12 protein-coding genes are annotated in these 12337 nt (G+C 69.6%); 7 read left to right on the top strand and 5 right to left on the bottom strand.

Annotated elements, in window-relative coordinates; translation table 11 throughout:
- Positions 1-7: 7 nt before the first annotated feature.
- Entirely contained in the window at positions 8-526 is a 519-nt protein-coding gene (locus tag EXU32_RS07040) for a putative immunity protein (RefSeq protein ID WP_130629259.1), read from the bottom strand.
- Between the two features lie 141 nt (positions 527-667).
- On the opposite strand from EXU32_RS07040, the gene EXU32_RS07035 reads away from it, so the two are divergent.
- Entirely contained in the window at positions 668-1786 is a 1119-nt protein-coding gene (locus EXU32_RS07035) for a cytochrome P450 (RefSeq protein WP_165399603.1), read from the top strand.
- Positions 1787-1921: 135 nt separating this feature from the next.
- Here EXU32_RS07035 and EXU32_RS07030 read toward each other — a convergent pair whose 3' ends face one another.
- Positions 1922-2842: a LysR family transcriptional regulator gene (locus EXU32_RS07030; protein ID WP_130629257.1), complete on the bottom strand. Its 921-nt coding sequence runs from the start codon at positions 2840-2842 to the stop codon at positions 1922-1924.
- A gap of 138 nt (positions 2843-2980) precedes the next feature.
- Between EXU32_RS07030 and dapA the strand changes: the two genes are divergently transcribed.
- Complete coding sequence (gene dapA, locus EXU32_RS07025) at positions 2981-3838, top strand: 4-hydroxy-tetrahydrodipicolinate synthase (protein ID WP_242612915.1); 858 nt, start codon at positions 2981-2983, stop codon at positions 3836-3838.
- Here dapA and EXU32_RS07020 read toward each other — a convergent pair whose 3' ends face one another.
- Positions 3839-4171 carry a single-stranded DNA-binding protein gene (locus tag EXU32_RS07020; protein ID WP_130629255.1) on the bottom strand — a complete coding sequence of 111 codons (333 nt, stop codon included), beginning with the start codon at positions 4169-4171 and terminating at the stop codon, positions 3839-3841. It abuts the gene before it with no gap.
- Between the two features lie 173 nt (positions 4172-4344).
- Between EXU32_RS07020 and EXU32_RS07015 the strand changes: the two genes are divergently transcribed.
- The 4 genes from EXU32_RS07015 to EXU32_RS07000 all read left to right on the top strand — a co-directional run bounded on the left by EXU32_RS07015 (position 4345) and on the right by EXU32_RS07000 (position 8913).
- On the top strand, positions 4345-5760 hold the full coding sequence (locus EXU32_RS07015) for an FAD-binding oxidoreductase (protein WP_165399602.1): 1416 nt from the start codon (positions 4345-4347) through the stop codon (positions 5758-5760).
- 25 nt (positions 5761-5785) lie between these two features.
- Complete coding sequence (locus tag EXU32_RS07010; protein WP_130629253.1) at positions 5786-6838, top strand: AraC family transcriptional regulator; 1053 nt, start codon at positions 5786-5788, stop codon at positions 6836-6838.
- Positions 6839-6913: 75 nt separating this feature from the next.
- Entirely contained in the window at positions 6914-8047 is a 1134-nt protein-coding gene (locus tag EXU32_RS07005; RefSeq protein WP_130629252.1) for a hypothetical protein, read from the top strand.
- Positions 8044-8913, top strand: coding sequence for an SDR family oxidoreductase (locus EXU32_RS07000; protein ID WP_130629251.1), 870 nt, complete (start codon positions 8044-8046; stop codon positions 8911-8913). The genes EXU32_RS07005 and EXU32_RS07000 overlap by 4 nt, the downstream gene beginning before the upstream one ends.
- Here EXU32_RS07000 and EXU32_RS06995 read toward each other — a convergent pair.
- Positions 8876-11233 carry an ATP-binding cassette domain-containing protein gene (locus EXU32_RS06995; protein WP_130629250.1) on the bottom strand — a complete coding sequence of 786 codons (2358 nt, stop codon included), beginning with the start codon at positions 11231-11233 and terminating at the stop codon, positions 8876-8878. The genes EXU32_RS07000 and EXU32_RS06995 overlap by 38 nt on opposite strands.
- A 57-nt stretch (positions 11234-11290) precedes the next feature.
- Between EXU32_RS06995 and EXU32_RS06990 the strand changes: the two genes are divergently transcribed.
- Complete coding sequence (locus EXU32_RS06990) at positions 11291-11935, top strand: transcriptional regulator (protein WP_130629249.1); 645 nt, start codon at positions 11291-11293, stop codon at positions 11933-11935.
- Between the two features lie 23 nt (positions 11936-11958).
- On the opposite strand, the gene EXU32_RS17645 is transcribed toward EXU32_RS06990, so the two are convergent.
- Complete coding sequence (locus EXU32_RS17645) at positions 11959-12297, bottom strand: hypothetical protein (RefSeq protein WP_207233884.1); 339 nt, start codon at positions 12295-12297, stop codon at positions 11959-11961.
- Positions 12298-12337: the final 40 nt, after the last annotated feature.

The following is a 12337-nucleotide window of genomic DNA, read 5'->3' as shown; positions in this document are numbered from 1 at the left end:
GGGTCGGTCAGGTGACGTCGAAGACGGACCAGCAGATGTCGTTGCGTCGGCGCTGGTCCTCGAGGACCAAGTCTCGCACGGCCTCGGGCAGCTTGGCCCGCTGCCAGGCGTTCTCGTCGCGGCGGACGGACTCCCCTGCGCCGTGCGGGGCGGCTGCGACGGCGGCCTTGATGGCATACGCGGCAGCGCCGAGATCGTGCTCGGCGACGTGGCCGACGCAGGCTGCCTGACCGGCTGCGTAGGCAGCGAAGCGTGCTGGCCCGGTCAGGTCCCGGGCGGCTCCCATGGCGTGCCCACCAACGGCCCGCGCCTGCATCATCGGCAGCCCACCTGCGGCCCATGCTCGCGTGGCGGCAACGGCCTCCCGAGGGCGAGCGTCGTCCGGTCGGTCCTGCTCGAAGAGCGCGAGCACGTGCTCGGCGCAGTCGGCGGCCCACCGCGCCAGCAGCTGGTGGTCGGTGTCGGTGAGCGTCCCGCCGCGCCGGATGGTGACGAGCCGTGTGTCCCGGAGCGTGGGCAGGATCATGCTCGCCACACTAGGTTCACCGGCAACTGCTGCGGAAGCACGAGCCCCGCGTTTTGGGTTCGTGGTGGGGGGTAGGCACAGCAGATGACGCCCGAGATCTCGTGGCAGCTGCTCACCCGTGGGTACTTGACCGAACCCCTCATGGCTGAGAGCTCCGAACGTCCTGCGGCGCGCAGGGTGCGGGTCCTCGGTCGTCCCGCGCTGCTCGTGGCCGGGGACGAGGGTGCACGGTTGTTCTACGACACGGAGCTCATGAGCAGGCAGGGAGCTGTCCCTGCGCCGTTGTCGGACGAGATCTTCGGCGTCGGCACCATCCACGGCCTGGACGGTTCGGCCCACCGGCACCGCAAGGCGATCCACCTGCAGTCGCTGGACGATGCCGGTGTGGTGGCGGTCCGGGAGCAGGTCGTCCGGTCGTGGCGGGAGCGGATAGACCGGGACGGCGAGCAGGTTCCGGAGCAACTCTTCGGCAGCTTGTCCGAGGTGCTCGGCGTGGCGGCTCTGCGATGGGCTGGTCTGGGTGATGTCGACGCCATCCGTCGCAGCCGTGACCTGACGGCCATCGTGGAAGGGCTGGGCAGCCCGGCTCGGTACCTGAGGGGCCGGCTGGCCCGTCGACGGTGCGAGGCGTGGGCGGCGGACGCGGTGCGAGCCGCGCGTCGCGGAGTCGATGGCTCGGCTCCGGTGAACGTCGTCGCCTCGGCCGTCGATGATCAGGGTTGCCTCCTGCCGGTCGAGGTGGCGGCCGTCGAGCTGCTCAACCTGATCCGACCGCAGGTTGCGGTGGCGTACTTCGGTGCCTTCGTGCCCTTGGCCCTGCGGACACGTCCCGACTGGGTGGAGCGTGTGGGGTCGGGCGGGGACGCGCTGTCGTGCCGCGCCTTCGGCCACGAGATCCGTCGCCACTACCCCTTTGTCCCGATGCTTGCCGCCCGGGCTCGCGAGGACCTCTCCTGGCACGGCCACCACGTCCGCAGGGGCCAGCGGGTGCTCCTGCACGTCGTGGCGACCAACCATGACCCCGCCCGGTGGGACCACCCGTGGTCGTTCCGACCCGAGCGGTTCCTTGGCTATGAGCCGGCACCCTACGAGTTCGTGCCACAGGGTGGCGGCAACGTCGAGCGCGGTCACCGGTGCCCCGGCGAGCCGGCCGTCGTGGAGGTCCTTCACGTCCTCGTGCGAGAACTGGCCGATCTACCGCACCGCAGAGGTCCACTGCGCTTCGATGCCTCCCGCATCCCGGCGCGTCCGTCGGCCTGAGCGTTGGAGGCTGCGTCACCGCCGAACTGCACAAGTCGGGCATCCATCGACCTGATGGCGGTCGGCGCTGGCGGCTGTGCAGAAGCAGCGGCGACACTCCCTTCGACCCGGACTCGCATGCCACGAGAGGCGGAGTCAGCTCTTGGCTAGGCCCAACGCGCGCTCGGCAGGCCGCAGCGCGCCCACGAGCGCCTGGACAGACGGGCTGGCCGAAGAGCTGACGCGCCACGCGGCACGGATCTCACGGGTCGGGGGTGCGATGACCTCGCGGACGACGACGTCGTCGGGAAGGACCGGACGCGCCAGTCGCGGCACGAGGGCGATGACTCCTTCCGCAGCCACCAGAGCCAACTGGGTGGCGAAGTCGTCTGCGACGTGCCACACGGTCGGTTCGTGGTCGATACGCGCGAACACTCGCCGGAACCACTGATGGCACACGGTCCCGTGAGGGCTCGTCACCCACGCGTGGTCGACGAGCATCCCAGGGCTGATGGGTGCGCGGATACCGGCGAGAGGATGACTTCTGTGGACCGCCACGTCACCGATGTCGACATGGACGACGTGCTGCCGCACAGACGCCGGAGCCGAGGTGGGGACGCCGTCGGCGTCATGGGTCAAGGCCACGTCAGCGGTCCCGGTATCCAGTGCCGCGAGCGCCTGAGGTGGATCAAGCTCGCTGATCCGCAGGCTCAGCCCGGGGTGAGCTGCCCTGAGCGACGGGATCAGGGGTGCGATGAGCCCGCGGATCGCGGTGGAGAAGGCCACGACTCGCAGGACGCCGCTCGGCACTCCCTCGGCGACGGAGCGCGCCGACGTCTGTGCCGCCTCCACTGCGGCGAAGACTCCGCCGGAAGCCTCGACAAGTGCGCGGCCGGCGGGAGTGAGGATCACGCCCCTGCCGGCGGGTGCGAGAAGGGGTGCACCCACTTGCCGCTCGAGCCGCTTGATCTGCTGCGACACCGCTGACGCTGTGTAGCCCAGCTCACCGGCGGCCCTGGCAAGGGTTCCGGTCGTCGCCACCAGCTGGAGGGAGCGCAGGGCTGACAGATCGATCATGCAGAGATGCTACTGAGTCCACTCCACAAAGGATCGCTGGACCGATGTGGTCGCGTGCCCCACCGTTGACCCATGACCTCACCCACGAACGACGCCGCCCACTCACTGGGGACTCACCTCGCCGCAATGGTCACTCCGATGACCTCAGCAGGTGACGTGAGCTGGCAGGACGTCAGCCGGCTCGTCGATCACCTCGTCGATGGCGGATGCGACGGCATCGTGGTCGCTGGAACGACCGGTGAGGCGCCCACGCTGACCCTGGCTGAGACAGTGGAGCTGGTACGCCACGTCAAGGCACGGACGATGGGAGCCGCTCGCGTCATCGCGGGAGTCGGCACGAACGTGACTTCCACGTCCGTCATCGCTGCCGCAGAGGTGGAGGACGCCGGCGCGGACGGGCTGCTCGTCGTCACCCCGTACTACTCCAGGCCATCACAGGAGGGGATCATCGCTCACTGTCGGGCGATCACAGATGCAACCGACCTGCCCGTCATGCTGTACGACGTGCCCTCGCGCACCGGCACCGCGATGACCGTCAGCACACTCACTCGACTCAGTTCGCACCCGCAGATCCTCGCGGTCAAGGATGCGAAGGGCGATCTGTGGGAGGCCATGGAGGTCATGGGTTCAACGGGGCTGGCGTACTACTGCGGCATCGACCAACTCAACCTGCCCTATCTCGCGTCGGGCGCGATCGGCCTGGTGAGCGTGACCGCCAACGTCGATCCCGGCGGGACGTCGGCACTCATCCAGGCAGTCGCTGCAGGCCACCTCGACGAGGCGAGAGGCATCGCCCATGCCCTTGCGCCCCTCACCCATGCCTTGATGCAGCCCGGCCCGGCCGCGTGCACGGCCAAGGCTGCCCTCGTCTCGGCGGGAGTGATCGAGCACCCAGCGGTGCGGCTCCCGCTCATGGAGTCCGGTGCCCTGTGTGTCGAGGCGCTCACGCGCCAGCGTCCTGGATCCGTCGACGCCATCGGTGCCGGTGGCCCCTGATCATCGACGGTCCCGCACCAGCCGCGCGACCTCGACCTCGTAGCGGCTGGCGGCCCCACCGGGCGTGCGGAAGAAGCGGCGACGCAGGCTCCCTTCGACCCGCACCCGCGTGCCGTCGACCAGGCGGAGCGCGGCGCGCCGTGCACCGGCGCTCCAGCAGGCGCAGTCGATGGTGTCGACCGGCTGCCCCTCTCCCCTGCTCACGACCACGCGCAGCGTCACCAGCTCGTCGCCGCTGGGCATCTCGCGCACGGTCGGGTCGCCGCTCACCCGCCCGGTGATCTCGACCTGGTTGGTCTCGTGCACCCGCTCATCCGTGGTCGTGTCAGCCACGTCGTCCCCCTTCGTCGTCGTGGTCCCAGACTGTCCGCGACAAGGAGGCCGGGCAGGGTGCGGCTCCGGTCTGTGGGTGGCGGGCGGCAGCGTCCCGAGGGTGTGGACACGAAGGGAGGCCACGACTGGATCACGGTCCCAACCATGTGCAGCCTGCAGACGTCTGCCTCCACATGGACATCTCCCGCCGAACCGTCATCGGCGCAGGGGCAGCGCTGCCCCTGGCCGCCGCCAGCAGTGCCTTCGCCGCACCCACGGTCACCGGCCCCAGCCCCGGGGACTGGGCCGACCTCGACCGCACCCTCGCCGGAAGCGCGTCGCTCCCGGGATCGACGCGGTACGAGAGCCGGGTCCCGCTCTTCGACCCGAGATGGGACTCCCGCCGGCCCGCAGCGCTGGCCCGGATCCTCTCCCGGCAGGACATCTCCACCTGCGTCACCTTCGCCCGAGACCACGGCCTGACGATCACCGGCCGCTCCGGCGGCCACTCGTACGTCGGGGCGTCGAGGCTAACGGGCACGCTGGTCATCGACACCCGGTCCTACGCGAAGGTCTACTTCCCGACCGACCGCTACCAGGTGACGGTGCAGGCCGGAGCAAATCTGTACTCGGTGCACGACACCATCTCCCAGTACGGGCGGTCCATCCCGACGGGGACCTGCCCGACCGTGGGCTCGTCCGGACTGACCCTGGTCGGAGGACTGGGAGTCGACAGCCGTCGGTACGGCCTGACCATCGACCGACTGGTGTCCGCCACCGTCGTCGACGGGCGCGGCGTCATCCGCAAGGTCGACGCCAGCCACGACCCCGACCTCTTCTGGGCGCTGCGTGGCGGCGGGTCCGGAGCCGCGATGGTCACCGACTTCACCTACCGCACCATCCCCGCCACCTCGATGGGCTTCTTCAACGTCTCCTTCCCGGCCAGCTCCACCGCGACGGTCCTGCGCCAGTGGGCCGCCTGGATGGCCGACCAGCCGCGGGACACCTGGGCCAACGCGCACGTCGACACCGCTGGGTCGTCGATCTCGGTGCGCGTCTTCGGCGTCACCCCCGTCGGGCTCGAGGCGGCCCGCGCGGCCTCCCTGCGTCGAGCCGTCGGCGTCACCCCGCTGAGCACGAGCACGACCACACGGACGCACATGGCCGGCATCAGGTACCTGGGGGGCGGGTCGACCACACCGCGCACGCGGTTCTCCGCGGGGTCGGACATCGTGCGCACCATGACCTCGGATGCTGCGCAGGCCGTGGAGGGCGCGGTGCGATCGGCAGCATCACGGGGGCTGGCCGCATCGGCGATCCTCGACCCCCTCGACGGTGCCATGGCCTCACCGGCGATGGCCGCCACCGCCTTCCCGTGGCGCAACCACGTCGCGAGTGTCCAGTGGTACGTGGGCGTCGCATCGTCCAGCGGGTATGCCCCCGCCGAGGAGTGGATCTCCCACGCGCACGACCTCGTCAGCAGTCACAGCAGGGGCGGGTACTACGGCTACGTCGAGTCGGGCCAGTCGCTCAGGCGGTACTTCGCCGGCAACTACGACCAGCTCGCCGCAGCTCGTCGTCGCTACGACCCGGACTCGATCCTCCACTGACCGGGGTCTGCGCCAGACTGGGCGGATGCAGCGGTCGGCCCCCAGCGACATCTCCGTCATCCGGGCTGCCAGCCTGCGAGGGTTCGGGCCCTTGGTCCGTGACCTGGGCGGTGACCCCGACACGCTCCTGCGACGGTTCGGGCTCGACCCACGCGTCCTGCACGACGATGACGGGCTCATCCCCATCACGGCCCACGACCTCATGCTCGACGCCGCGGGAAGGGAGCTGGGCTGCACCGACTTCGGGTTACGGCTCTCCCGGGCGCAGGACCTGAGCATCCTCGGCCCGCTGGCGCTCGCCATCGAGTCCTCCCCCACCGTCAGCGCCGCCCTGGAGTGCGCCAGCCGCTTCCTCTTCGTGCACAGCCCGGCCCTGCGGATCGCAGTCGAGGACGACCCGAGCGGCGTCCGGGGCGTCGTCGCGATCACCTACCGCAAGGAGCTGCAGGAGTCGCCCTACTCCCCGCAGGCGATGGAGCTCGGGATGGGACTGCTCTTCCGCATCGCCACGGCTCTCGTCGGCACGGACATCGGCATGAGGTCGATCGACCTGCCGCACGCGCCGATGTCGCCCATCGACAGGTACAGCGAGGTCTTCGGCACGGCCGTGCGGTTCCACACCCCGGTCGCCGCACTACGCATGGACCGGCACGCGATGGACCTGCGCTTCGAGGGGTCCGACAGCGCCATTCGCGGGCTGGCCATCGCCCACCTCGCCCGCCACCACAGCGACCCGGCCGAGCTGGTCTCCGTCCGGGTGCGACGCCTCCTGGCCGAGCTCGTCGGGACCACGGGCCATGCCCTGCACGACGTCGCTCGTCTCATGGACACCCACCCGCGGACCCTGCAACGAGCACTTGCTGCGGAGGGGACCACGTACGAGCTCGTGCTCGACGACGTGCGGCGCGTCACCGCCCTTCGTCTCATCACCACGACCGACCTGCGACTGACGCAGATCGCGACCGTGGTCGGCTTCTCCGCCCAGAGCACCCTGAGCCGGGCGGTCCGGCGCTGGACCGGCCAAGCACCTCGCGAGCTGCGAGCCACCGATGAGATCCCCGCCACGATGTCGCGCTGAGTCAAGTTGCCGGGGCGGTCAGCAAGGGATGCTGGACCCAGTTAAACCCATTCACCGAGATCAAGGAGGCTCAACGTGACGACGACCAGCACGAGCACCACGCCCGTCGAGACGATCGGCGCCCGCACCATCCCCGAGTTCGACGGGGTGCACGACGTCTGGCCGCGCGGAGACCGGCTCGCTGCTGTGCGTGAGGCGGCGCTCGCCTACAAGGCGCGGTTCAAGGCCGAGGGCCAGGTCAAGGCCGTGAAGTCGGTCGACATCGCCTCGGCCCCCTACCCGGTCAAGTACGGCTTCAACACCGCGGTCATCGGGCCGCACATGCCGCTCATCCCGATCATCAACCGCATGGTGGTCGTCCAGTACGACGACTGGGACGGGAACGCCCGCACGCTCGTCTTCGAGCCGACCGTGCCCGAGGGCTCGGCGCAGGCTCCCTTCTTCAGCAAGCTGCAGAAGCTGACCAACAAGATCCCCGGCGCCAACCGGGCCGAGAAGTTCATCGTCAACTACTACAACGAGCCCGACGACGTGCTGCGCCAGCTCGGGTTGACGGCGCAGGACATCGACTACTGCGCCTTCGACCACCTGCACGTGCAGGACCCGCGGATGATCCTGGGGTCCTCCGCGACCATCCCCGGCGAGCGCGCTCCGCGCCAGCCGATCTTCGGCGACGCCAAGATGCTGGTGAACTCCCGCGAGCTCGCCACCCTGGAGTCGCTGCACCCGATGCAGTGGGCCTGGTACGTCGAGGGCAGCCTCGAGGGCGTCGACCGCTCGAAGTTCGCGACCTTCGAGGGCGACATCGAGCTGGGTCCCGGCGTCGCGCTGCTGTGGACGCCCGGACACACCGACGGCAACCACTCGCTCGTCGTCAACACCCCTGACGGCGTGTGGGTCTCCTCCGAGAACGGCATCGCCCTGGACAACTGGCAGCCGGAGCTGTCCAAGATCCCGGGCGTGAAGCTCTATCACCAGCAGTACGGCCGCGAGATCTGCCCCAACGGCAATACCCTTGAGGACTCGCTCGACCAGTACGACTCGATGATCAAGGAGAAGACCTTGGCCGACCCGTGCAAGGACGACCCCCGCTGGCTGCAGATCCTCCCCTCCAGCGAGCTCGCCCCCTGGAAGCGCTTCTGGCCCGTCGTGCCCACCTACAACCACGGCGGCATCGACTACGGCACGATCACAGGCGGCCGTCGATGAGCGCGCCGGAGCACCGTTGGCCTGCGGGCGCCGTCGTCACCGGGGCAGGTCGTGGCCTCGGCCGGCAGATCGCCGAGCTGCTCGTGAAGCGCCAGTACCAGGTCCTGGTCACCGACGTCGACGGGGACGCCGCCGAGATGGCAGCCGCCGAGCTCGGCGAGCGCGCGCAGGCCATGGTGGTCGACGTCCGTGACGAGGCCGCCGTGCTCGCCGCCCGGGACCGCGTCGTGGAGTGGGCCGGTCGCCTCGACGTCTGGGTCAACAACGCCGGTGTCCTCTTCACCGGACCCGTCTGGGAGCACGACGAGCAGCAGCGACGACTGACCCTCGAGGTCAACGCGCTCGGCACCATGAACGGCACGCTCGCAGCCGTGGACGCCATGCGATCCTCCGGTGGCGGCCACATCGTCAACATCGCCTCGCTCGCCGGCCTCTCGGCGGTGCCGGGCGAGAGTGCGTACGCGGCCTCCAAGCACGCCGTCATGGGGTTCAGCCTGAGCGCCGTCGCTGACTTGCGGGCGGCCAAGGTCAAGGACATCGACATCTCCTGCATCTGCCCCGACGGGATCTGGACGCCGATGTTGCACGACAAGCTCGACGACCCCGGGGCCGCCCTGTCCTTCTCCGGCAAGCTGCTGCAGCCGGAGGACGTCGTGGGGGCCGTCGCCAAGGTGCTCGACAACCCGCGTCTGGTCACCGCTGTCCCCGGCTGGCGTGGCGCGGTCTGCCGGCTGGGTGACGCCTTCCCGTCCGTGAGCATGGCCGCGCTCCCTCTCGTGACCGCCCAGGGCCGGAGGACGCAGAAGAAGATGCTCAAGAAGCGAGCTGTCAGCCCCCGACGTAGTCGGCGAGGTGCTGGGCGGTGAGGGTGGCTCCCTTGGTCACGAGGTCGGCGGGCGTGCCCTCGAAGACCACCTCGCCGCCCTCGTAGCCCGCCCCGGGCCCGAGATCGATGATCCAGTCGGCGTGGGCCATGACGGCCTGGTGGTGCTCGATGACGATGACTGACTTGCCGGAGTCGACGAGACGGTCGAGGAGGCCGAGCAGGTTGTCGACATCGGCCAGGTGCAGACCGGTGGTCGGCTCGTCGAGGACGTAGACCTCTCCCTTGTCCCCCATGTGCACGGCGAGCTTGAGGCGCTGGCGCTCACCGCCGGACAGTGCCGTGAGCGGCTGCCCGAGCGTGAGGTAGCCCAGACCGACGTCGACGAGGCGGTCCAGGATCTTGTGCGCGGCGGGCAGTGGTGCCGGGCCGTCCTTGGCGAAGAAGTCCCGTGCATCGGTCATCGACATCTCGAGGACGTCGGCGATGTTGTTGCCGGCGAGCTCGTACTCGAGGACCGCGTCCTGGAAGCGGCGGCCCTCGCAGTCCTCGCAGGGCGACTCGACCGTCGCCATGACCCCGAGCTCGGTGAAGATCACCCCCGCACCGTTGCACGTCGGGCAGGCGCCCTCGGAGTTCGAGCTGAAGAGCGCGGGCTTGACGCCGTTGGCCTTCGCGAAGGCCTTGCGGACCGGCTCGAGCAGACCGGTGTAGGTCGCGGGGTTGCTGCGACGGGAGCCCTTGATCGCCGCCTGGTCGACGACCACGACCTCGTCGCGGTGGTCGAGGCCCCCGTGGACGAGCGAGCTCTTGCCGGAGCCGGCCACACCCGTCACGACCGCGAGCACGCCGAGCGGGATGTCGACGTCGACGTCCTTGAGGTTGTGGATGTCGGCGCCGCGGATCTCGAGCGCGCCAGTCGCAGTGCGGACCTCGTCCTTGAGTGCCGCCCGGTGGTCGAGGTGGCGACCCGTGAGTGTGTCGCTCGCACGCAGCTCCTCGACGGTGCCCTCGAAGACGATCTCGCCCCCCTTCGACCCCGCCAGCGGACCGAGGTCGACGGCATGATCGGCGATGGCGATGGTCTCCGGCTTGTGCTCGACCACGAGGACGGTGTTGCCCTTGTCGCGCAGCCGCAGGAGCAGGTCGTTCATCCGGGCGATGTCGTGCGGGTGCAGCCCGATCGTCGGCTCGTCGAAGACATAGGTGACATCGGTGAGCGAGGACCCGAGGTGGCGGATCATCTTGGCCCGCTGCGCCTCTCCCCCGGACAGGGTCCCTGCCGGCCGGTCCAGCGAGAGGTAGCCCAGACCGATCTCGGTGAAGGAGTCGAGCAGGTGCTGCAGCCCCTTCAGTAGCGGCTCGAAGCCGGGCTCGTCGAGCGTGCGCACCCACGCGGCGAGGTCGTTGATCTGCATGCCGCACAGGTCCGCGATGCTCTTGCCCCGGATCTTCGACGAGCGGGCCTCGGGCGTCAGTCGCGTGCCCTCGCACTCGGGGCAGATCTGGAAGGTCACGGCCCGCTCGACGAAGCGGCGCACGTGCGGCTGCATCGCCTCGGGGTCCTTGGAGAGCATCGACTTCTGGATCTTGGGGATGATCCCCTCGAAGGTGAGGTTGACACCCTCGACCTTGATCCGCGTCGGCTCGCTGTAGAGCATCGTCTCGCGCTGCTTGTCGGTGAACTTCGCGATCGGCTTGTCCATCGGCAGGCCCATGCCCTCGAAGAGGCGTCCGTACCAGCCGTCCATCGAGTATCCGGGGACGGTGAGTGCGCCATCGCGCAGCGACTTCGTCTCGTCGTAGAGCGCGGTGAGATCGATGTCGCTGACCTGCCCCATGCCCTCGCAGCGCGGGCACATGCCGCCGAGGTAGACCTGCTGCTTGACGGTCTTGCGCTCCGTGTGGGTGCCCTTGTCGGTCGTCATCGATCCGCTGGCCTTGCGGGTGGGGACGTTGAAGGAGTAGACGGTCGGTGGTCCGACGTGCGGCTGGCCGAGGCGGGAGAAGAGGATGCGCAGCATCGCGTTGGCGTCGGTCGCGGTGCCGACCGTCGAGCGCGGGTTGGCTCCCATGCGCTCCTGGTCGACGATGATCGCCGTGGTCAGGCCCTCGAGGTGGTCGACCTCCGGCCGGGCGAGCGAGGGCATGAAGCCCTGCAGGAAGGCGCTGTACGTCTCGTCGATGAGCCGGCGTGACTCCGCGGCGATCGTGCCGAAGACGAGCGAGCTCTTGCCCGACCCGGACACCCCGGTGAAGACCGTCAGGCGCCGCTTGGGCAGGTCGACGCTGATGTCCTTGAGGTTGTTCTCCCTCGCTCCCTGCACGCGGATGAGGTCGTGGCTGTCGGCATCGTGCGGCATCGGCGCTCCTGTGGGGTGGTCGGGAGGGACCTGACGATCCAAGCAGATACTGGTGACATGTCCCACCACTCCGGGCCCGACCTCCTCGTCCCCCACACGCTGCGCGTGCTCGGTCACGCGAGCACCGGTCAGGTCTCGAGCCTGAGGTCCCTGCCCGCGGAGGTCGTCGAGGAGGCCCTCGAGGACGCGCGAGCGCTGGGGCAGGTGGGCCGGTCCGCCTTCGGCGGGAGCACGACATGGCACCTCACTGAGCTCGGCCGGGCGAAGGGAGAGTCCGCCCTCTCCCTCGAGCTGGACTCTGTCGGTGGTCGGGCCGTCGTCGAAGAAGCGCACGCCGCCTTCCTCCCGCTCAACCGCAGGATCGGCACGGTCATGACGCAGTGGCAGCTGCGGCCCACGGCGACGGACCCGCTCGCACCCAACGACCACCGCGACGCGGCACACGACGACGCAGTGATGCGCCGCCTCGGTGGGTTGGTCGAGGACCTGCGACCCGTCCTCGACCGACTGACCAGGGTCCTGCAGCGCTTCGACCTGCACCAGCCCCGCCTCGACAGGGCACTGCACAAGGCCGAGCGCGGATCGAACTCCTGGGTCGACTCCCCCGACGTGCCGTCGCTCAACATCTGCTGGATCCAGCTGCACGAGGACCTGCTGGCGACACTCGGTATCGAGCGCGGGAGCGACGACCCGACCGGGTGAGCCCGAGATCGGCGACCAACAATTCACTGGTCATCGCCCAGGCGATGCTGGTCTGCTGGAGGCATGACGAGCAGCGACGTGTGGACGACCGAGCAGACCGCGCGATACGACGGCGAGGAGGGAGTCTTCGCCCCGGAGGTCGTCGGCCCCACCGTCGAGATGTTGGCCCGGCTGGCCGACGGTGGGGCGGCGCTGGAGCTGGCGATCGGGACCGGCCGGATCGGTGTCCCGCTCAGGGCGAAGGGGGTCCCCGTGACCGGGATCGAGCTGTCCGCTCCGATGGTCGACCAGCTGCTTCGATGGTCGACCAGCTGCGCACGCAGGAGGAGCAGGTCGAGTGCTTCCGCAATGCCGCGCGACACCTGGCCCCGAGAGGGCGCTCCGTCATCGAGGTGGGCGTCC

Origin of the sequence: Janibacter limosus (genome assembly GCF_004295485.1) — a bacterium.
Classification (GTDB): domain Bacteria; phylum Actinomycetota; class Actinomycetes; order Actinomycetales; family Dermatophilaceae; genus Janibacter; species Janibacter limosus_A.
This window is presented reverse-complemented; position numbering and strand designations above follow the sequence as displayed.

What these genes read in the sequence shown, in the direction of transcription:
- EXU32_RS07040 (WP_130629259.1), bottom strand. Translation starts at nt 526, where the DNA reads ATGATCCTGCCCACGCTCCGGGACACACGGCTCGTCACCATCCGGCGC.
- EXU32_RS07035 (WP_165399603.1), top strand. Translation starts at nt 668, where the DNA reads ATGGCTGAGAGCTCCGAACGTCCTGCGGCGCGCAGGGTGCGGGTCCTC.
- EXU32_RS07030 (WP_130629257.1), bottom strand. Translation starts at nt 2,842, where the DNA reads ATGATCGATCTGTCAGCCCTGCGCTCCCTCCAGCTGGTGGCGACGACC.
- dapA (WP_242612915.1), top strand. Translation starts at nt 2,981, where the DNA reads ATGACCTCAGCAGGTGACGTGAGCTGGCAGGACGTCAGCCGGCTCGTC.
- EXU32_RS07015 (WP_165399602.1), top strand. Translation starts at nt 4,345, where the DNA reads ATGGACATCTCCCGCCGAACCGTCATCGGCGCAGGGGCAGCGCTGCCC.
- EXU32_RS07010 (WP_130629253.1), top strand. Translation starts at nt 5,786, where the DNA reads ATGCAGCGGTCGGCCCCCAGCGACATCTCCGTCATCCGGGCTGCCAGC.
- EXU32_RS07000 (WP_130629251.1), top strand. Translation starts at nt 8,044, where the DNA reads ATGAGCGCGCCGGAGCACCGTTGGCCTGCGGGCGCCGTCGTCACCGGG.
- EXU32_RS06995 (WP_130629250.1), bottom strand. Translation starts at nt 11,233, where the DNA reads ATGCCGCACGATGCCGACAGCCACGACCTCATCCGCGTGCAGGGAGCG.
- EXU32_RS06990 (WP_130629249.1), top strand. Translation starts at nt 11,291, where the DNA reads ATGTCCCACCACTCCGGGCCCGACCTCCTCGTCCCCCACACGCTGCGC.